The following is a 20,115-nucleotide window of genomic DNA, read 5'->3' as shown; positions in this document are numbered from 1 at the left end:
CGATGACTGACACGAAAAAACCGCTGGGGATTACCGATGTAATTCTGCGCGACGCGCACCAATCCCTGCTCGCCACCCGCATGCGGCTGGATGACATGCTGCCAATCGCCGAGAAACTCGACAAAGTGGGTTTCTGGTCTCTCGAATCCTGGGGTGGAGCTACCTTTGATTCCTGTATCCGTTATCTGGGCGAAGATCCCTGGGAGCGCATCCGCGAGCTGAAAAACGCCATGCCCAACACTCCGCAGCAGATGCTGCTGCGTGGTCAGAACCTGTTGGGTTACCGCCATTACGCGGATGATGTGGTCGATCGTTTCTGTGAGCGTGCCGCCGAGAATGGCGTTGATGTGTTCCGTATTTTTGACGCGATGAACGACCCCCGTAACATGGATCGCGCCATCAAGGCCGTTCGTAAAACAGGCAAGCATGCCCAGGGCACCATTGCTTACACCACCAGCCCTGTCCACACCATTGATATGTGGGTAGAACTGGCGAAGGAAGTGGCCGACATGGGCGCGGACTCCATTGCCATTAAAGATATGGCGGGTATCCTCAAGCCTTACGTGGCTTTTGATCTGGTCAGTCGTCTGAAGAAAGAACTGGATATCCCCATCCACATGCAGTGCCACGCCACCACGGGTATGTCGACCGCCACCGCGATCAAAGCGGCGGAAGCCGGTATCGATAACGTGGATACCGCGATTTCCTCGATGAGCATGACGTACGGTCACTCGCCCACAGAAGCGGTGGTTGCGATTCTGGAAGGCACTGACCGTGATACCGGTCTGGACCTCAACTTGCTGGAAGAAATTGCCAGCTACTTCCGTGAAGTTCGTAAAAAGTACGCCAAATTTGAAGGCAGCCTCAGAGGCACGGATTCCCGAATCCTGATTGCCCAGGTGCCGGGTGGCATGCTGACCAACATGGAAAACCAGCTCCGTGAGCAGAACGCGAGTGATAAATTCGACCAGGTTCTGGACGAAATTCCCAAAGTTCGCGAAGACCTGGGCTTCATTCCGCTGGTAACGCCGACTTCCCAGATTGTGGGTACCCAGGCGGTGTTGAACGTTCTGACCGGCGAGCGCTACAAGTCCATCTCCAAAGAAACCTCCGCAATCCTCAAAGGCGAGTACGGTGCTGCACCGGCTCCAATGAACAAGGAATTGCAGGAACGTGTTCTGGATGGCAAGGAAGTGGTTACCTGCCGACCGGCGGATCTGATTGAGCCGGAAATGGACAAGCTGACCGACGAGCTGAAAAAGCTGGCGGATGAAAAGGGCTTCAAGCTGGCTGGTCAGGAAGTGGACGACGTGCTGACTTATGCTCTGTTCCCACAGATCGGCCTGAAGTTCCTGGAAAACCGTGGTAACCCGGACGCGTTTGAGCCGGTACCAAGTGCAGGTGATGTCGCTCCGGCCAAGAAGTCTGAAGGTCCAGAGACTTACACTGTGGACGTGAACGGCAAGAAGTTTGTGGTTGCGGTTTCCGAGGGCGGTGAAATCACCCAGATTCAGGGTGACGGTACATCCGCTTCTGCACCTGCAGCTTCTTCACCTGCGCCAGTGGGTGAAGGTGAGCCGGTGGTTGCTCCGTTGGGTGGCAATATCTTCAAGATTCAGGTTTCTCCAGGTGACGCAGTAGAAGAGGGTGATGTGTTGATCATCCTCGAGGCCATGAAAATGGAAACCGAGATCCGCGCGCCCAAGGCAGGAACTATCGGTGAAATCTTCATCAAGGTCGGTGATGCCGTTCAACCTGATGATGAAATGCTGACAATCGCATAAGGGCCAGCATTCCATGGATAAATTAATGACGTTGTGGACGGGCAGTGGCCTGTTCAACATAGAAATTGGGCAGGTGGTGATGATCGCCATCGGCCTTCTTCTCCTGTTCCTTGCGATTCGCAAAGGGTTTGAGCCACTGCTACTGGTCCCTATCGGGTTCGGTGGCATTCTGGCGAATATTCCGGAGGCAGGGCTTGCTCTGACTGCGGCGGAAAATGCCATCCACTTCGCACTGAAGAATGGCTCTACCGAAATCCTTGCAGCCTTGGCAATGCCTCTGGATGTGGCCTATCAGGCTGGTCAGGCGGTTACGCCTGAGTTGAAAGACCTGTTCAAGGAGGCGATCAAAGAAGCCAGCTATTCTGAAATGGCCATGGCCAATTCGTTAGCCCAGGACTTCGGTTATGGCAATGGCATGCTGTATAACTTCTACTCCGTGGTGATTGGCAGCACCATAGGGCCGCTGCTGATCTTCATGGGCGTTGGTGCGATGACCGATTTTGGTCCGTTGCTGGCAAATCCGAAGACGCTGCTGCTCGGTGCTGCGGCTCAGTTCGGTATCTTTGGTACTGTTCTTGGCGCAGCTCTGCTGGACTGGCTGGGCGTTCTGGACTTCACCATACTTGAAGCGGCGGCCATTGGTATTATCGGTGGAGCTGACGGCCCTACGTCGATCTACGTGTCCAGTGTACTGGCGCCTCACCTTCTGGGTGCAATTGCGGTCTCGGCCTACGCTTACATGGCGCTGGTACCGATGATCCAGCCACCGATCATGAAGGCGCTGACGAATCAGAAAGAACGCGCCATCAAGATGTCGCAATTGCGGCCGGTGAGCAAGAAAGAGAAGATCGTTTTTCCTCTGGTTGTTCTGATTGCCGTGGTGTTGTTCCTGCCGGATGCGGCGCCGCTGCTGGGTATGTTCTGCTTCGGTAACCTGATGCGCGAGTGTGGCGTGGTAGAGCGTTTGAGCGATACTGCCCAGAATGCTCTGATCAACATTGTGACCATTTTCCTGGGTTTGTCGGTTGGCTCCAAGCTGATGGCAGACAAGTTCCTGGATGGCCAGACTCTGGGCATCCTCGGCCTGGGTATTGTGGCTTTCGGTGTTGGTACGGCCTCAGGTGTTCTGATGGCGAAGTTGATGAACAAGTTCACCAAGGAGCCTATCAACCCGTTGATTGGTTCTGCCGGGGTGTCTGCGGTGCCAATGGCAGCGCGGGTGTCCAACAAGGTTGGGCTTGAGGCGAACCCGCAGAACTTCCTGCTGATGCACGCGATGGGCCCGAACGTGGCTGGTGTTATCGGCTCTGCGGTTGCAGCGGGTGTGATGATCAAGCTTCTGAGCTGATTGTTTTTCGCGTCTGTACTTATAGAGAACCCTGCTTCGGCGGGGTTTTCTTTTTTCTGACTTCGGGAGTTTGTGTCCAGTAGCCTGCGATTTAGGGGGGCACCAGTGTGGGACTGCTTTCCAAAAAACGCTCCTTGCGGCACCCCTTCGGGGTCCGGCCCACAATCACAGATTGTGGTCGCTCAGCTGTCGCATGAAGCATTGCTTCAAAAGCGCTCGGCTGAGCCCCTGTGGCGCTTCGCTCCGGCCATCCATGGCCTCCGAGATTTTTGGAAAGCAGTCCCACACTGGCGCTTCTAACTTTCGAGCTGACCGTTGCTAAAGCTTATGAGTACGTGTTGTTGTTGGCGTTTGGTGCGTTTCAGTGAAAATCCCGGGAAGAGACAGGTAACGAGTTGATCAGGTGGCTCAGGTCAGACAGTTTTCCGGCCATCACATGAATGATGTCTCCCTCTTTTTCGATAACGCCTTTCACATGTAACAACCGGGCGGTGAGTAACGGTTTGCGTTGGCGGCGGGCGGTGTCTAGCCAGACGACGACGTTGACGTTGCCGGTTTCGTCTTCGAGGGTGACAAAGGTGACGCCAGAGGCGGTGCCGGGGCGTTGGCGGCCGGTGACCAGTCCGGCTACTTGTACGGGGATGCCGGGGCGGGTGGCTTTGAGTTGGTCGGCGGTGAGGCAGTAGCGCAGGTGGCCTTGTTCGCGGAGCAGGGCGAGGGGGTGTCTTTGCAGGGTGAGGCCCTGGCTGCTGTAGTCGGCGAGGACGTTCTGGCCCTCGGTGGGTTCGGGGAGCAGGTTGCAGGGCTGGGGTTGGTAATCGGCCATGGCTTCGTTGGCGAAGAGTTCGGCGGGTTCTTCGTGTTCCAGCAGTTGCCAGTAGGCCTGATGGCGGTTGCTGGTGAAGCCGGGCATGGCGTTTGCCCCGGCAAGCAGCTCCATGTCCCGCTGACTCAGGCTGGCGCGGGCGCGTAAGTCTGCGGCGGACTGATAGCCGCTTTCTGGACGGTGCAGGTGGATATTGGTGCCGCCACTTTTTGAGAGACCCTGGATGATTCTCAATCCAAGGCGAAGCTGTCTTTCCGTGCCTTGCAAGGTGTGCTCCCAGTGGCTGTGGTTGACGTCTGGCGGGAGTACGGCCACGTTATGGCGTTTCGCGTCTTGCACCAGCTGGCTGGGGGAGTAGAACCCCATGGGCTGGCTGTTGAGCAGGGCGCAGTAGAAGGCGGCCGGGTGGTGGCGTTTGATCCAGGCGGAAACGTACACCAGTAAGGCGAAGCTGGCGGCGTGGGATTCCGGAAAGCCGTAACCGCCAAAGCCACAGATTTGTAAGTATAGGCGCTCGGCAAAGTCTGGGTCATGGCCTCGCTCGAGCATGCCATTGATCAGCTTGTCCCGGAATGGGGTGAGGTCGCCATGGGATTTCCATGCGGCCATGGCGCGGCGCAGTTTGTCGGCTTCGCCAGCACTGAAGCCGGCGGCCACCATGGCCAGTTTGATGACCTGTTCCTGAAAGATGGGCACGCCCAGGGTGCGTTCCAGCACCTGACGCACCTCATCGTTGGGGAATTCTACCGGTTCCAGTCCGTGTTTTCGGCGCAGGTAAGGATGCACCATATCGCCTTGAATGGGGCCGGGGCGGACGATGGCGACTTCGATCACCAGGTCGTAATACGTTTCCGGTTTCAGGCGCGGGAGCATGTTGATCTGTGCCCGGGATTCCACCTGGAACACGCCGATGCTGTCGCCTTTTTGCAGCATGGCGTAGGTGGCCGGATCTTCCTGGGGCACATCCTGCATGGTGAAGGTGTTGCCACTTTCTTCACTGATCAACTCCAGTGCCTTACGAATGGCGGTCAGCATGCCCAAGGCGAGCACGTCCACTTTCATCAGGCCGAGACTTTCCAGATCGTCTTTGTCCCACTGAATCACCGTGCGATCGGCCATAGCGGCGTTTTCTACCGGCACCAGTTCTGCCAGGGGGCCAGCGCTAATGACAAAACCGCCGACGTGCTGGGACAGGTGGCGCGGGAAGCCGAGCAGGGTGTTCACCAGGGTAAAAAACTGATCTGCCACTTTGGGGTTGCGGGTCAACCCCTTGTCCAGAATCTGCTGGCGCCAGTTGGTGGCCTTGTCTCGCCAGTCGATGCCGTCCAGCAGTTTCTCCACCAGCGCGGCATCAAAGCCCAGTGCCTTACCAACATCCCTTATAGCGCTGCGGGGGCGATACCTTATAACCGTGGCGGCCAGAGCTGCACGTTCCCTGCCGTAGCGTTGGTAAATGTACTGAATCACTTCTTCACGGCGCTGGTGCTCGAAATCCACATCGATATCCGGGGGTTCGTCCCGGTCTTTGGATATGAATCGTTCAAATAACAGCTCAACCCTGGCCGGGTTCACCTCGGTGATGCCAAGGCAGTAGCAGACGGCTGAATTGGCCGCCGAACCACGCCCCTGGCACAAAATGCCCTGGCTGCGGGCAAAGGCGACGATATCGTGGATGGTCAAAAAGTAGTGTTCGTAATTCAGCTCCGAGATCAGCCCCAGTTCTTTGCGGATCAGGGCTTGAACCTTCATCGGAGTGCCTTCGGGGTAACGGCGCTGCTCACCTTCCCGAGTCAGGCGTTTGAGGTAGGCGGCGGGCGTTTCATTGGCCGGCACCAGATCGGGTGGGTATTCATAGCGAAGGCTGCCAGGCTCAAAACGGCAACTGTTGGCAACCTTGACGGTTTCTTGCAACCAGGCTTCCGGAAAAAGACGTTGCAATACCGGAAGCGGGCGCAGGTAACGCTCACCATTCTGGAACAGACAGTGGCCGGCACTTTCCAGGGTGTTGTGATGGCGCAACGCGGCCAGTACATCCTGAAGTGGCTGACGTTCCCGGTTGTGCATGTGTACCTCTCCGGTGGCCACAACCGGGCAGCGTAGGTGGTCAGCCAGCGAGTGTACCCGGGCCAGTTGGCGCTCTTCACCGGCTTCAAGGGTTCGGCTAGCGGCAATACGCAGGCGATGTTCAAACAACCGCTGCAACCATTCGCCACACACACGGGCTTGGTCGGTGCTGGCTTGTGCCAGTGTTGGGGGTAACCAGAGGCACAGGCAGTTATCCAGCTCGTGGGTTTCAATATCTTTTGCAAACAGCCGGTATTGGCCTTTCTCGGCCCGGCGGCGGCCGGTGGTGATCAGCTGACACAGCTGGCCGTAGCCTTTTCGGGTTTGGGCCAGCAGGATGAAGCGGGGGGCAGCGATTCCGGTTGGCGCATCGTCCAGCTCAAACCAGCTGCCGGTAATCAATTTGACCGGGCTGTCTTTCAGGGCGGCCCACGCTCTGGGAATGCCCGCCACCGAACAGGCATCGGTAATTGCAATCGCGTGATAACCAAGCTCCAACGCCCGTTCGGCCAGCTCATGGGGGTGCGACGCCCCGGTTAAAAACGTGAAGTTACTGAAACAGAACAACTCCGCATAACCTGTGGTCATCAGCCAAACCACCCGTGTATGAACCAGCCATCCTGAACGTCCCTGAATACCCAGGCCAGTTCACCGCCCGGTAACTGGGCAATGTAGTAATCCCGATGAACACGTTGGCCATCCCACCAACCCCCACTGATGCGCTCCGGGCCGGAATGCCAAACCACCGGTGTTTGCAGCAAAGGCCTCGGGCCTTTCAAAAGCCATAAGGGGCGGTGGGGGAGCTGGCCTGAAGCAATTCTATAAGGCTTGCCGGGTTTGCGCACGTCACTGGCCGACCAGGCACATTCCGGGCGGTGATCCTCCCTTGGCGCTAGCTGCTTCAGTGCCTGCTCACCCAGCCGGGCTTGCAGCCGGCTGATCAGCGTGTGCCAGGCTTCGTTCAGATCCTGGGTTTCACCCAGCAGATCCTGGCCGCCGGGCGCCTCCCGTCCGGTAAAACGCTTAACCGCCAGAACAAGGCTGGTGACCGGAGCCCGTAGCGGTTGCTGGTCCAGCTTGAGTTGGATCAGTTTCAGGAAAACCTGGGCCCGGTGTTCCGGCCCGGTGGTGCGGATGCGCAGGCGGGTAGGCTCTTCATGCCGGTGTTGCAGCATCAGAAGAAGGGTATCGGTATCCTGTTGGCGCCAGCACAGATCTTCTTCCAGCTCTGCCAGTATCCGCTGCAGTGAGAACAGCAGCCCCTGGGAATGCTCCACTTCCTGAATAAAATCCGCCCGCTGCCGGAAGGTGTGGGGCGGCTGCCAGGGGGCTTTTGGGTCAGCCCTTGTGCCCTGGATTTTCTGAACAACAGCCAGTAGCTCGGGTGATAACCGCCGAGCCAGCTCTGCTGCGGGCAGGGCGAAGACTTCACCCAACGTGTTTAAACCCAGGCGTTGCAAGCGGGTGCTGGATTTCTTGTCAAAGCCCGTAGCCAATAATGGCAGGTTGCCAAGCGCTGTCAGGATATGGCCCTTGTCTGCCGTGCATTCCCCTTTGCCGGTATGGGCCAACAACCGGGCGGCTGACGGTGTGTGAGCGATGGCCACCCAGGCGGTAAGCTGGCGCTCGGTTAACGCTTGCTCCACCGTTTGCCAAATCGCCGGCAGCCCCCCATACAGCTTCTGCAAACTGCTGACCTCTGCCCAGATACCGTCCGGCGGTGCCAGCGTAATATGCGCTGCATAGTGATAAAGCCAGCGGGCTTGATCCTCTAACAGCCAGGCCTCCTGTTTGGGGTCGGCACGCATGATGTTCAGATCCGGGGCCAGGCCCAAAGCCGTTTTCAGACGCATACCGGTTTCAATGCCGAGATCCCGAGCGGTGGGGCAGGCCTGAACCACAAAATGCCCGGCACCATCCACAATGACGAGAGCGCCAGTGGGCGGTTGATGCCGGCGAATGTGGTCCAGCAATAAGTGCGGAAAGTGCAGGTAGAGCCAGAGCATAACCGCTTACCTGCCCGCTCCGGACCAGGGCCCTTGCACCACCTGAGAGGATTCCTTGTTAGTTATATCGGCCCGTTGGCCAAGCGCAAGCGAGCAGCGTTGCCCCGGCCAGCTGCCCCGGCGCTTGATGATGTTGACCTTAAGATCCTGGTGTTCACCGGGGATAAGCTCCAGACGTAAAGCCGCGGGGGAGTTTTGATCCACCTCCCGCCGGCTGCGGAACAGTACACATACATTACCGCCAGCCTCTGAGGCCAGTTGCAGCCGCCGAATATCCCGGCCGGCGAGCCTGCCAGGCCAGGCCAGCACCAGCCCGGTCACCGGCGAGCGCAGGCAGTTTTCCAGCGTCCACAGAAAATCGTTCTGATCCCGGGTATTGATCATTACCAGGTGGTCCAGGCTCACGCCTTCACGAGCCAGAGCCGGAGCATAAGGCGTATGGGGCGGATTCAGCCAGAAAATGGTTTTGCCCTCTTGAGACACCCGCTGTATCAGTGGCAGAACCAGATGCAACTCGCCAATGCCGCAGGTATCGAGCAGGCATTCACTCAAAGCACCCCGGGGCCAGCCCAGACCGCCAAGCTGGTTGTCCAGCACCTGATAACCTGTGGGTTCTGCCGACTGGTTGGTTTTTCTGTGCTTGTGGCCTTGCCATACGCGGGCATCCTGAAGAAGGCTGCTTAGCAATTCACTCATGGGAATCTCTCGATATACTGTCTATACATACAGTATTATTAAGGTGGCCAGATTTCAACAGTCAGGTTGATAAAGTGATCCTGGGCACCCACGCTTGCAGCAGCCTTTTCAAAAGGAGAAACGCTATGACAACGCTTAGCCAACAAACCTGTGAAGCCTGCCGTGCCGATGCACCCAAGGTGACTGACGATGAAAAAAAGGAATTATTGAGCGACATCCCGGATTGGGACGTTGTTGTTCGTGATGGAGAAGAGCAGCTAATCCGCGTATTCAAGTTCAAGAACTATGTGCAGGCTCAGGCTTTCACCAACGCCGTAGCCGACCTGGCCGAAGCCGAAAACCACCACCCGGCCATATTGCTGGAGTGGGGCAAAGCCACCGTGCGCTGGTGGACCCACAAAATCGGCGGCCTGCACCGGAATGACTTTATTATGGCGGCGAGAACGGATGAGGCTTATCAGGGTATGAGTTAAAAAACCTCATCAACCGGGCTCCGAACCCCGAACCCACCTTTGCGAACCACGTGGGTGTAGATTTCGGTAGTGCGGACGTCGGAATGTCCCAACAGTTTCTGGATGGTGCGTAGGTCATAGCCCGCCTCTAGCAGCCGCGTTGCAAAACTGTGCCGGAAGGTGTGGCTACCGGCGGGCTTGCGAATACCTGCCTCCCGGATGGCATTTTTGAAATGCTTCTGAACCGTTCTGTCGATCAAGTGATGGCGACGACGAATACCTGAGCGGGGGTCTATAGAAAGATCCGGAGCCGGGAATACGTATTGCCAGGCTGCTTCCTCACTAGCGCCTGGGTACTTTCGGGCAAGCCCTGCGGGCATGTAGACCGAGCCTAGCCCTTTAGCCAAATCCGATTGATGCAAATGCAGTGCAGACTCTATCTGGATGCGGAGTGGCTCGAGCAGGCGATCCGGTAACAATGTAATTCTGTCTTTGCCGCCTTTACCGCTGCGCACAATCAGTTGTTGCATGCCAAAGTCCACATCTTTGACCCGCAACCGCAGCGCCTCACTGATGCGCAGGCCGGCGCCATACAGCAACATGGCAACCAGTTGATACTCGCCTTGAAGATGCGCAATGACGTTCTTGGCTTCTTCCGTACTGAACACCGTGGGTAACCTCTTGGGCTTACGGGCAACCTCATACTGCAAATCATCAAGAGGTGTTCCCAGGAATTCCCGATATAGAAAAATTAAAGCATTTAGCGCAACGCGCTGAGTAGCCACACTGACGTTGGCTTGCAGCACCAGATGTGAAAGAAAGGCTTCAACTTCTGCAGTGCCCATGCTGCGTGGATGTTTGCGCCCCTGGAACCGGATAAAGCGTTTAATCCAGAACAGATAGGTTAACTCGGTTTTATAGGCCAGTCCGCGCAGCCGAATAAAGGCGCGAAGCTGATCCAGAAACCGGGTCGGCTGGGCCGGGATGGGGGTAGGGATGTCCATATCCTGAAGCTCTCCTTTTACTGTATGGGTATACAGTAAAAGGATTTCAGATGAAGTCAACTAAGCAATTCAGCCGGAGTTATACGAACGCGTTCGCAAAACTCCGGAAAATGCATGAGAAATATTTGTAACCTTCTGATAAGGTTGGAAAGAAGGAAAAGGCAGGGCGGAGTTATACGCCCGTCGGCATGGGCTGGGGTGGCTTGAAACTGGGCGTATAACTCCGGCGGTAGCCGTGCTGAATCGCTCTCATGTTATTGTTTTTGATTAGAAAAATTAAAAATTCTGGGCGCGTTTTGGGTGGAGTTATACGAACGCGGGATATACGAACTCGTTCGTATAATTAGCTGTTATAGCGGTGGGTGAGGGTGCAAGGGGTTTTCTTGCCCTTTCACCGAAGGTTACCCGAATATACTGTATGTATAAACAGTCTTTTTCTGGTTTTGAAAACGGCTGCAAGAAAACAAATAGAGCGGATCGCCGTTGAGCGCTCTCCCTGCTACCCTCAAGAGCCAAGCCAGACGGATAAGTCGCGGCTTGATCCGTCTGGCTTGGCTCTTGAGGGAAGGCGGATCAACCGGCAATCGTGGTCGCCTTTGTTCCGTGCCTTCGCATCTTCGGTGCCCGCGCTGCCCCTTTGCCTGATAGCTTTCCAGGGATGTCTGCAGGGTGTTGAGTGGTCTGTGAGTAGGGTGGAGCATGAGAGTCTTTCAGGACGGTCCGTATAACCACACGTTAAGTCGGACCCTGGCTGGCGCCAGTGCCGCTTAACATCCGTCGTTATAGCGGTGGGTGAGGGTGCAAGGGGTTTTCTTGCCCTTTCACCGAAGGTTACCCGAATATACTGTATGTATAAACAGTCTTTTTCTGGTTTTGAAAACGGCTGCAAGAAAACAAATAGAGCGGATCGCCGTTGAGCGCTCTCCCTGCTACCCTCAAGAGCCAAGCCAGACGGATAAGTCGCGGCTTGATCCGTCTGGCTTGGCTCTTGAGGGAAGGCGGATCAACCGGCAATCGTGGTCGCCTTTGTTCCGTGCCTTCGCATCTTCGGTGCCCGCGCTGCCCCTTTGCCTGATAGCTTTCCAGGGATGTCTGCAGGGTGTTGAGTGGTCTGTGAGTAGGGTGGAGCATGAGAGTCTTTCAGGACGGTCCGTATAACCACACGTTAAGTCGGACCCTGGCTGGCGCCAGTGCCGCTTAACATCCGTCGTTAGTGGCTGTGGCTTCGGTCCTTTTGGGCTGCGGTGTGCCAGTGGCCTTGGTGCCGTGCTTGGTTGCCAAACCCGCATATTCTGGTGAGCACCAAGGCCGTCCGAATCCGCGTTCGGTTTGGTTGCATCAGTAAGCAAGAGTTTTGGCGGGAAATTCGGTGTTCACCGTGTGGGGTCGTCCGCCGAAAATTGGGTCTGGATCTGCTACCTTTGAGTTCAGGTTCATTCACCGCATCATTGGCGGTGTTTCAAACAGAGTGCATCGGCTCATGTCGGTGCCGGGTTACGGAGTAGGCCGTCAAGGTCAGTGCCAGGGAGCCGGCAGTGTCATTACCTGCCACTAACCAGTCGCTGTAGTACGCGGCCGATGGCCGCCGGACGCCCTTTTCATTGCGGCTTCGCCTCCATTACAAGGGCGCCGCTAAGCTTCGCGTTAGATTTAAAAGAATCAGGAGAGTACGTTGCCAATTGAGCCGTCTGATTATGCCCACAATGAAGCCTGGCTGCTTTTCCAATTGAACGAAGCACCGGTGATGACGGAGGCCGATGGAGATTTCAACGCTATGGCCATCATGGAGGTGGCAACGGGGATGATCTTTGGCATGGAGCTTGTTCAGGTAAGCATGTCTGGTTTGCCGGAATTCCTGTCACGGAAATTGTTGGCCGACGCTGAAGGCCAATCTGGCTCAAGACCCCAAAAATTGTTCATAGCGACTGAGTACCACGCGGATGATCTGGTCAAAGTCGCTGAGGCCATGGGGATTGAAGTTGAGCGAGTCCCGGCCAAAGATCTATCCGGCATAACACAGGAAGCGAGGGAAGGTTTCGCGGCCCATGTTTCAGGCGGTAGGATCCAATAAATCTAACCAAGTGTTCCAGTTCGTTCCGGGCCTGACGGCCCTCCACCGGATGCCCTTTTCGCTGCGCTACAAGGGCACCGCTGAACAACGGCGTTATCACACAGGGAGGTGAGTCAATGATTCAATCTGGTAGCTGCCTTTGCGGTGGCGTCCAATATGAAGTAGCGGGTGACCTTAGCGACGTTTACAACTGCCATTGCTCCATGTGCCGCAAGCTTCATGCAGCGGCTTTCCGAACCTGTGCAAAGGTACGGGTCGATGACTGGCGGACTGTCAGAGGCCAGGAGCTGCTCAAAACCTACGAGTCCTCGCCGGGAGAGTTCAAGGTTTTTTGCGCAAACTGCGGTTCAAGCATTCATACAAAGTTCGATTCAAAACCGGAAGTCTATGCTCTTCCATTGGGCACCCTCGACACCGATCCAGGTGTACGCGCAGACCGCCATGTTTTCGTGGGCAGTAAAGCTCCGTGGTTCGAGATTACCGACGATTTGCCTCAATTTATTGAGAATGACTGAGGCAGTGATAACAAGCCGCGTAAGGCGGACGTCCCTGTCGGGCCGCCGCTTCGCTCAGCGTTATGTGTTCAGGGATGATTCTAGATGGTGAAGTTTTGTCCGGACTGTGGAACAGAACTCAGAGAAGTGACAGTGCCCAGCTACTCCTGGGTGCGGTGTTTCGAATGCGCTGCGGAGTGTGGCACTGTCTACATCCAAGTGGTTGATGTTCGGAATACCTATCCACTGGTCGCCACTTTTCCAAAAATTCCGCAGCTTTTGAATGGACTGCCCAGGGAAAAGATTGATAAAGCGGCTAGTCTGATAAATCGGATCGATTACAAAACGGTGTCAGTTGTCGAATTTGAGCGTGAGCTTCTCAGCACATAACCAGTGCAGGCACGGCGACGCCCTTTACATTGCGCCTTTGGCTCCATTCCAAGGGCGCGCATGCTGCAAGCGTTATATTTTCTAGGGAGAGATCATGGGCGTGTTCAGCCTTTACAGAGGACGTAAAGTCGCCAAGTTGGCTGAGGTTGAAGCTCTACGAAAGGGACCGGTCAAGCAGCGAATCGATATTGTGCAATTAGCACTTGATAATGGAGAGAGCGGCGTAGGTTTAAAGGTCGTTGCCAAGAGCCTGCTTTCCTACCAAGCGCTCCCGGTCTCGCTGAATAAAGCTCAGGCCAGAGAACTTGCCCATCAGTTACTTCAGGCTGTGGATGATGACTAAATATAACCAGTCATTCCAGTTCGTTCCGGCCCTGAAGGGCCTCCACCGGACGCCCTTTTCTCCGCTTCGCTGCGTAAAGGTCGCCGCTGAATATTGGCGTTAAATTTAAGGGAGCCTATGCAGGACACTGGATCGGGATTCGTCAGCACGCTGGAGTCGCTTGCCCAATCTTTCGTAGTTGCTTCGGTGCTTTGGATGATGTTTCTGGTTGTGGCTTGGCCCTTTGTTACAGTGTCGAGGCTGGTTTTTTACATCGGTTCCTTCGGATCTGTTAAACCAACTTATCGACAGGCCCTAGAGCATCAGGGAATCGTTGGTTTGGCTTTTCTCATTTTTGTGCCCCTTCTTTTCTATGTTCACATCGTTCATGGGGCTCGGCTCTATGGCAATCAGTCAGACTGAATTTAACAAGGCCAGGCACGGCGACGCCTACTACATTGCGGCTTCGCCTCCATTTCGTAGCCGCGCATGCTGGCGGCGTTATACGTAAAAAATGAAAGCAAGATTCATCAAATACCTAGAAGACCAAGCTCAAAATATGACAATAGGTAAACAGTATATTGTCCTTGGTATTGAAGGTGATTCCTTTAGGGTAATATGTGATGAAAATGAGCCTTACCTATATGAGCCAGAGCAATTTGAAATCATTGACTCTGAAATGCCCAAGTTTTGGCTCAGTGAAAAGGGCGAGGACGGCGAACTTTATGCGTATCCACCTCCATGGTTTCGCAACTACTTTTTCGAAGATTATTTCGATAATGTAAAAGGTAAAAAAGAGCAGTTTTGGGCAACGTGTAAAAAATACTATGGCATCAACAAAAACGTATAACCAGTGCATCTTGCGGACAGTCACTACGTGTGGCCTTTTGTGCGTGGCTTCGCCACTGTCGCACAAAAGGCCACACTCCGTTCCTGCGCGCAAATGCAGGCGTTATATGGGTAAAGCCCGGATGTATTGATGAAGCAGATCTACAAAATTACTTATCCCACAGGCAAGATCTACATAGGCAAAGACAGTATTGGCAGCTACCGATACTACGGCAGTCCAGATATGCAGGTGGTAAACGAGGACTTTGCCAAGCTGCCAGAATCGATTCGCCAAGATTACACTATTCGCAAGCAAATTCTCTGGGAGTCAGAAGATTGTTCCGAGGCCGAGTTATCAGCCAAGGAAGTAGAGTTCATCCGTGAGTTCCGCTCCAATGATCCTGAGATTGGGTATAACCGTTGGCCTAAGTTCAACGGCGAGACAACCATATAACAAGTCGCAGCAGTACGCGGCCGATGGCCGCCGGACGCCCTTTACGTGGCTCCTCCGTCCCCACTTCAAGGTCGCCGCTGTGCTTCGGCGTTAGGCCTATCTAGGGCTTAGTACAAAGCGAGCAGCATCTTTGGCTATCCACTGGAAATAAGTTCCGGCCAGCAGGAATATCGAGATCATCAGGATGAGCCCTAGCAAGGTGCTGTCAGCAAAACCGCCTTCAACATACGCCCAAGTCGCTTTGGTCATCCACCCCCATAGACCCAAGCTAAGGCTGCAGCAGAACATAAAAACGGCCATGATGCCTGAAACTACGAAGTTAACAGCCATCAATCCTACACGGAAGTTGAGAGGAAATTTCATCGTCGAGTTGTGCCTCGTGCTATGGTTTCTAGCAGTTTGGCTGGTAATCAATGTCAGCGCAAGTATCTGTCATTGCAGGAAAAAGCCTAACAAGTTGTTCAAGTTCGTTCCCGGCCTGACGGCCGTCCACCGGACGCCCTTTTCTCCGCTGCGCTCCAAAAAGGGCGCCGCTTAACATTGGCGTTAATGGCAAAGGCCTCGGTCTTTTGGGTGGCCATGTGCCAGTGGCCTTGGTGGCGGGTTGGGTAGCCAAGCCCGCGTAATTTGGTGAGCACCAAGGCCGGCAGAGTCCGCGTCTGGTTTGGCAGCTTCAATCGCCACCGATGTTGGCAGCAAATCCAGTGTTCGTCGTTTGGGGCCGTCCGCCGACAATTTATTCTGGATCTGGTACCTTTGAGTACAGGTTCACCCACCGCTGGCTTGGCGGTGGATTCAAACAAACGGTATCGGCGTAAGCCGGTGCAAGGAAACGGAGTAGGCCGTCGTGGTCGTTGCCAGGGAGCAGGCAGTGTCAGTACCTGCCTTTAACCAGTCAATTAAGTTCGCTCCCGGCCAGAGGGCCGTCCGCCGGACGCCCCTGACGGGCCGCCGCTTATTTCCGCGTTAACTGTAGAAAAGCATGGATACAGAGTTCGTAGAAAAGGCTGATGAAGAAGGGTTTCTGCTCATCGACGGGGCGGTCAAAATCGAGGGTTTCATTCCGGAAGACTCGGTTTCATGCCACAAGTGTCAGGAGCCAGCGATTTACTATGAGCCTTTTGATGCTTTTATCTGCGCGTATTGCAACATATGGCTTGAGGGCCGTTGCGGAGATGCAGGGTGTAGGTATTGTGAAAACCGACCTGAAAAGCCACTCCCCAATGAGAACCAACGGCATCGCATGCGGCACAGTTAACAAGTCATTCCAGTTCGTTACGGCCCTTTGGGCCTCCACCGGACGGCCTTTTCTTCGCTTCGCTTCGCTACGCAAAGGCCGCCGCTGAATATTGGCGTTAATGGCCAGGCACTTGTAGGTTTTTGGCTGGTGCCGTGCAAAGGCCTTGGTATCGGGATTGGTTGCAGTGCCCGCTCACTTTGGTGATGGCCAAGGCCGGAAAGTTCGCCGTCTGGTTTGGTTGCCAAAGTGGTCAGCGGTGTTGGTATTCATGGCGTGCCCCAGTCATGGGGCCGTCCGTCTCAAACGGTTATCGGGCTGGCAGCTTTTGCGTTCTGGTTCCTTTCGCCATCCGTCGAATTGGTGCAATCTGTCCGGGAGAGGGTATGCGGCACTTGGTTTTGGCTCAACCACGGTGGTGAACGGCCATTAACAAGGCGGTCAACCGGACGCCAAAAGCGTACCGCTTTCGGTTCCCTCCGCTGGCGCTCCGGCGCCGGTTACCTCAGCGTTATATTCACAAAATATCGACTCAAAGGAGAGATCAAAAGTGAAGTTAGGTGTAGAAATTAATAAGATAAAGTCTATAGAAAACCTAAAGATTGATCTTCCGGTAGAGAAAGGACTTTACGCAATTACAGGTCAAAATGGATCTGGAAAAAGCACGCTTGTGATGGCCGCCTCGACTGTATTTTTTAATATGAGGATGAACGACTACTTCGGCTTTACTGATCAAGATTCTTATGTAAAGTTTAGCCTTAATGGCGGAACACGGTCTTGGACCAAGAATAGCAATAATCGATGGACCATGAACTCAAATGGGAATATGTCAATAAAAGGATTTTATGAGGGAAGTGTAATATTTGGCACCCGGTTTAGAAACACCAGTTTTCATATACTTTCCAAGCTCGATAGAATTGAAAGAAGCAAGCTTGATGCGGCAGATGACTTTATAAAAGAAAATCTCGGCAAGATTTTACATAACAACCCTTCCTATTACGAAAAATTGCTTAAAATAAATAATCGTGATGCCGGTCCAGATATCCAATTTAGTGGGGATATCTTCTATTATGAAAAGCAGGGGCGTCGGGTCAGTCAATTTCATATGTCGACTGGTGAGAATTTGCTGATAAGCGTACTTCATTCGATAAACTTGAGAAATAATGACCGCGCAAGCCTTTCCAAACCGTGTATTTTATTTTTGGATGAAATTGAACTGGCACTCCATCCCTCCTCCCTTAAAAGGCTGGTTGCATTCCTAACAGAAATTTCGAAAATATATAATTATGCAATATACTTTTCCACCCACTCTATTGAACTAATAGGTGCTATCAAGCCAGACAATATATTTTTCTTGGAACGTCATGCGGATGGGTCCTTAGAAATGCTCAATCCATGCTACCCCGCATATGCAACGAGAATACTTTATGATCATTCTGGGTATGATTACATTTTTTTGGTTGAAGATGATTTGGCTAAGGAGGTTATTAATAGGCTTCTACGAGAGCATGGCTTGCTATCGAGTAAGCTTGTCCATGTACTTCCTTGCGGTGGCTATACAAACGTCATTGAGCTTGCGAGAGAAGTTGTTAATAGTAATTTGGTTGGGAAGACCTCTACTATTTCAATTATTCTTGATGGTGACGTTAAGGCTGAGGCTCAAAAGTATATTGCCGACAATGGAGTCAGCAACAATATCCCTTTAAATTATCTTCCTATCGAGAGTCTTGAAAAGTACCTAAAAAGTAAGCTGCATGATCGTATCGACCATAAGCTTTTTAGGCATCTTAATGACTTTATTTTTCATCAGGTTAGTCTCACGGAAATAGTTGAAAAATATAAGGTAGAGATTGATGTATCAAAAGACAAAAATGGCAAAAAATTCTACAAAAGAATAGATGATGAACTTAGAAATAGAGGAAAGTCTAGAAGTGATTTGGTTGAAATGGTAGTTCAACATCTAATGACTGAGAAAAGCCCGGAACTTGAGAAAACAGTGGAATATCTCAAGCGTCAATTGGCCACTTAATATAACCAATGCAGGCACGGCGACGCCCTTTCCATTGCGCCTTCAGCTCCATTTCAAGGGCGCGCATGCTGCAGGCGTTAGTGGCTGTGGCCTCGGTCCTTTTTGGCTGCGGCGTGCCAGTAGCCTTGGTGCCGGGCCTGGTTGCCAGACCCGCATCATCTGGTGAGCACCAAGGCCGTCAAAATCCGCGTTCGGTTTGGTTGCTTTAGCAGGCGGTGGCGTTGGTAGCGGTTTTGGTGTTCACCGTGTGGGGCTGTCCGCCGAAAACTCGGTCTGGATCTGCTACCTTTGAGTTCAGGTTCGTTCACCGCATCGATGGCGGTGTTTTCAATTACAGTGCATCGGCTTATGCCGGTGCAGGGTTACGGAGTAGGCCGTCACGGTCAGTGCCATGTAGTAGGCAGTGTCATTACCTGCCACTAACCAGTCGCTGTAGTACGCGGCCGATGGCCGCCGGACGCCCTTTTCATTGCGGCTTCGCCTCCATTGCAAGGGCGCCGCTAAGCTTCGCGTTAGCAAGTAAGGAAATCACATGGACGAGTGGCAGTACCTTTGGGATCACTTCAAATTTAACGCGGAGCAGAGACTAAAAGGCTTCAACTTCTTTGTGCTTCTCTCGATATTCGCAGATGGTGGTGTTTTTACCGCTATCGACAGACAGTTCAATCCTGTCCTTCTCGTATTGCTTGGCTCTTTTATCATCATTCTAGCGCTGGTTTTCTGGCTAGTAGACTTGAGAAGTCAGCACCTATTACGCCTCACTATCCCGGGCCTCAAGGAACTAGAAAAAGAGTTCCCTGAACACAGCAGACTGTTCGCAAATGATTCGGGTCGCCACGGGAAAATTGTCCGATACAGCACTGCTTTTCGCGTGCTGATCTTCTGCCAATTTATCTTTGGCGCGGGTGTAGTAGTCTATGGTGCAATCCAATGGGCTTGCTAACCAATCGCTTAAGTACGTTCCCGGCCCGAGGGCCGTCCACCGGATGCCCTTGTCAGGGCACCGCTTAGCTTCGCGTTAAAAGTCTCATGAAAATAATCGCTGGATTACTAGCCGTCATTATTTCATCCAGTCTATATGCGGGAGACAAGAGGATGTCTGATGTTCCTGGAAAAATCATAACCATCGAGCAGTTGGATCAAATGTTCGAAAACATCCGAGAGAATACTGACTGGGATATTTCGGGTGATATGCTTTGGGGATATTTTTTCACGCATCATGAGCCAACGAAGTTGGAGGAAGCAAACAACGCCCTGGTTGAAAAGGGTTATAGGTTCGTAGATATTTTTCTTTCTGATAAAGACGAGCCGAACGACCCAGATACGTTTTGGCTCCATGTTGAGCGGATTGAGACACACACTTCTGAGACCCTAGACGAGAGAAACGATGAGCTTTACAAATTTGCTCATGAATTTGGTCTAGATTCCTACGATGGCATGGACGTCGGGCCCGTTGGCAATTGAGACCTTTAACAAGGTGGTCAACGGGACGCCAACTACGCTGCGCTCCGTTGTCGCCCATTACCACTGGCGTTATGCACATAAAATTTGGAGTCACGGATGAGTTCTAGTCATATTTTTTGGCCTGTTCTGGCACAGGTCTTTCTGACCTTAGTGATGTTTATCATTCTTGGGGCAAGGAAAGCGGGCGCGGTGAAAGCCGGCAAGGTCAATCGACAACAAGCGGCTCTCGACAACCGAGTGTGGCCGGAAAATGTCGTCAAAGTTTCCAACAACATTGCCAATCAGTTTGAGATTCCGGTTCTTTTCTACGTTCTCTGTTTCGTTCTATATAGTATCAACGCTGCCGGATCTGTCGCAGTATTTCTGGCGTGGCTCTTCGTCGTGAGCAGGTACGCCCACGCATACGTGCATGTGACTTCAAACTATATACCAGTGAGGCTGCCACTCTTCATGACCGGAGCCTTGGTCTTGCTGGCTATGCTGGCTGTATCGGCCTGGAATTTGGCCGCATGACGCATGCTTGCATAACACATATGAGCCTTCTCGGAATCAACAGGCAATAGTGATTTTTTTGGCCGCACCAGCGGCCAACCTAAACCCATGAGCGAGAACGCCTGCTTCGCTAGTCTCGTCGAGCTGTCAGGCA

At 53.5% G+C, this 20,115-nt stretch carries 17 protein-coding genes; 12 read left to right on the top strand and 5 right to left on the bottom strand.

What is annotated here, in order from left to right:
- Window positions 1–2 precede the first annotated feature (2 nt).
- Both oadA and QPL95_RS16565 read left to right on the top strand, forming a co-directional pair.
- Window positions 3–1,784, top strand: coding sequence for a sodium-extruding oxaloacetate decarboxylase subunit alpha (gene oadA / locus QPL95_RS16570; RefSeq protein ID WP_303292041.1), 1,782 nt, complete (start codon window positions 3–5; stop codon window positions 1,782–1,784).
- 25 nt (window positions 1,785–1,809) lie between these two features.
- Window positions 1,810–3,132, top strand: a complete 1,323-nt coding sequence (locus QPL95_RS16565) for a sodium ion-translocating decarboxylase subunit beta (protein ID WP_303292040.1) — start codon at window positions 1,810–1,812, stop codon at window positions 3,130–3,132.
- A 361-nt stretch (window positions 3,133–3,493) separates the two neighbouring features.
- On the opposite strand, the gene QPL95_RS16560 is transcribed toward QPL95_RS16565, so the two are convergent.
- From QPL95_RS16560 to imuA, 3 genes are read right to left on the bottom strand one after another with little or no spacing between them, the layout of a single operon-like run.
- Window positions 3,494–6,610 carry an error-prone DNA polymerase gene (locus tag QPL95_RS16560; protein ID WP_303292039.1) on the bottom strand — a complete coding sequence of 1,039 codons (3,117 nt, stop codon included), beginning with the start codon at window positions 6,608–6,610 and terminating at the stop codon, window positions 3,494–3,496.
- Window positions 6,610–8,028, bottom strand: a complete 1,419-nt coding sequence (locus QPL95_RS16555; protein WP_303292038.1) for a DNA polymerase Y family protein — start codon at window positions 8,026–8,028, stop codon at window positions 6,610–6,612. The genes QPL95_RS16560 and QPL95_RS16555 overlap by 1 nt, the downstream gene beginning before the upstream one ends.
- Before the next feature lie 6 nt (window positions 8,029–8,034).
- On the bottom strand, window positions 8,035–8,724 hold the full coding sequence (gene imuA / locus QPL95_RS16550) for a translesion DNA synthesis-associated protein ImuA (RefSeq protein ID WP_303292037.1): 690 nt from the start codon (window positions 8,722–8,724) through the stop codon (window positions 8,035–8,037).
- 125 nt (window positions 8,725–8,849) lie between these two features.
- On the opposite strand from imuA, the gene QPL95_RS16545 reads away from it, so the two are divergent.
- The gene (locus tag QPL95_RS16545) at window positions 8,850–9,197 is read left to right on the top strand and encodes a 4a-hydroxytetrahydrobiopterin dehydratase (RefSeq protein WP_303292036.1); all 348 of its coding nucleotides are present in this window, start codon (window positions 8,850–8,852) and stop codon (window positions 9,195–9,197) included.
- Here the strand turns inward: QPL95_RS16545 and QPL95_RS16540 are convergent.
- Entirely contained in the window at window positions 9,194–10,180 is a 987-nt protein-coding gene (locus QPL95_RS16540) for an integron integrase (RefSeq protein WP_303292035.1), read from the bottom strand. The two genes, QPL95_RS16545 and QPL95_RS16540, sit on opposite strands and share 4 nt — an antisense overlap.
- A 1,672-nt stretch (window positions 10,181–11,852) precedes the next feature.
- Here QPL95_RS16540 and QPL95_RS16535 point away from each other — a divergent pair.
- The 5 genes from QPL95_RS16535 (at window position 11,853) to QPL95_RS16515 (ending at window position 14,739) form a co-directional block, all read left to right on the top strand.
- Complete coding sequence (locus QPL95_RS16535; RefSeq protein WP_008170669.1) at window positions 11,853–12,251, top strand: hypothetical protein; 399 nt, start codon at window positions 11,853–11,855, stop codon at window positions 12,249–12,251.
- Between the two features lie 116 nt (window positions 12,252–12,367).
- Window positions 12,368–12,766 (top strand): GFA family protein, encoded by a 399-nt coding sequence (locus QPL95_RS16530; protein ID WP_061334003.1) that lies wholly within the window; start codon window positions 12,368–12,370, stop codon window positions 12,764–12,766.
- 463 nt (window positions 12,767–13,229) lie between these two features.
- Window positions 13,230–13,478 (top strand): hypothetical protein, encoded by a 249-nt coding sequence (locus QPL95_RS16525; RefSeq protein ID WP_303292034.1) that lies wholly within the window; start codon window positions 13,230–13,232, stop codon window positions 13,476–13,478.
- A 493-nt stretch (window positions 13,479–13,971) separates the two neighbouring features.
- A complete protein-coding gene (locus tag QPL95_RS16520; RefSeq protein ID WP_303292033.1) occupies window positions 13,972–14,307 on the top strand; it encodes a hypothetical protein in 336 nt (111 codons plus the stop codon).
- Window positions 14,308–14,436: 129 nt separating this feature from the next.
- A complete protein-coding gene (locus tag QPL95_RS16515; RefSeq protein ID WP_303292032.1) occupies window positions 14,437–14,739 on the top strand; it encodes a hypothetical protein in 303 nt (100 codons plus the stop codon).
- A 96-nt stretch (window positions 14,740–14,835) separates the two neighbouring features.
- Here the strand turns inward: QPL95_RS16515 and QPL95_RS16510 are convergent, their stop codons facing one another.
- Entirely contained in the window at window positions 14,836–15,102 is a 267-nt protein-coding gene (locus tag QPL95_RS16510; protein ID WP_303292031.1) for a hypothetical protein, read from the bottom strand.
- A 1,424-nt stretch (window positions 15,103–16,526) separates the two neighbouring features.
- Here QPL95_RS16510 and QPL95_RS16505 point away from each other — a divergent pair.
- The 4 genes from QPL95_RS16505 to QPL95_RS16490 all read left to right on the top strand — a co-directional run bounded on the left by QPL95_RS16505 (window position 16,527) and on the right by QPL95_RS16490 (window position 19,982).
- Window positions 16,527–18,005 (top strand): ATP-dependent endonuclease, encoded by a 1,479-nt coding sequence (locus tag QPL95_RS16505; protein ID WP_303292030.1) that lies wholly within the window; start codon window positions 16,527–16,529, stop codon window positions 18,003–18,005.
- A gap of 532 nt (window positions 18,006–18,537) precedes the next feature.
- A complete protein-coding gene (locus QPL95_RS16500) occupies window positions 18,538–18,948 on the top strand; it encodes a hypothetical protein (RefSeq protein WP_298451636.1) in 411 nt (136 codons plus the stop codon).
- Window positions 18,949–19,100: 152 nt separating this feature from the next.
- Entirely contained in the window at window positions 19,101–19,469 is a 369-nt protein-coding gene (locus tag QPL95_RS16495) for a ribonuclease E inhibitor RraB (RefSeq protein ID WP_303292029.1), read from the top strand.
- 96 nt (window positions 19,470–19,565) lie between these two features.
- Window positions 19,566–19,982 (top strand): MAPEG family protein, encoded by a 417-nt coding sequence (locus tag QPL95_RS16490; RefSeq protein WP_063519512.1) that lies wholly within the window; start codon window positions 19,566–19,568, stop codon window positions 19,980–19,982.
- The last annotated feature ends 133 nt before the right edge of the window (window positions 19,983–20,115 follow it).

Source organism: Marinobacter sp. SS5-14b, from assembly GCF_030541005.1.
Classification (GTDB): Bacteria; Pseudomonadota; Gammaproteobacteria; order Pseudomonadales; family Oleiphilaceae; genus Marinobacter.
The sequence above is the reverse complement of the archived record's forward strand: the minus strand, read 5'-3'. Positions and strand labels throughout refer to the sequence as shown.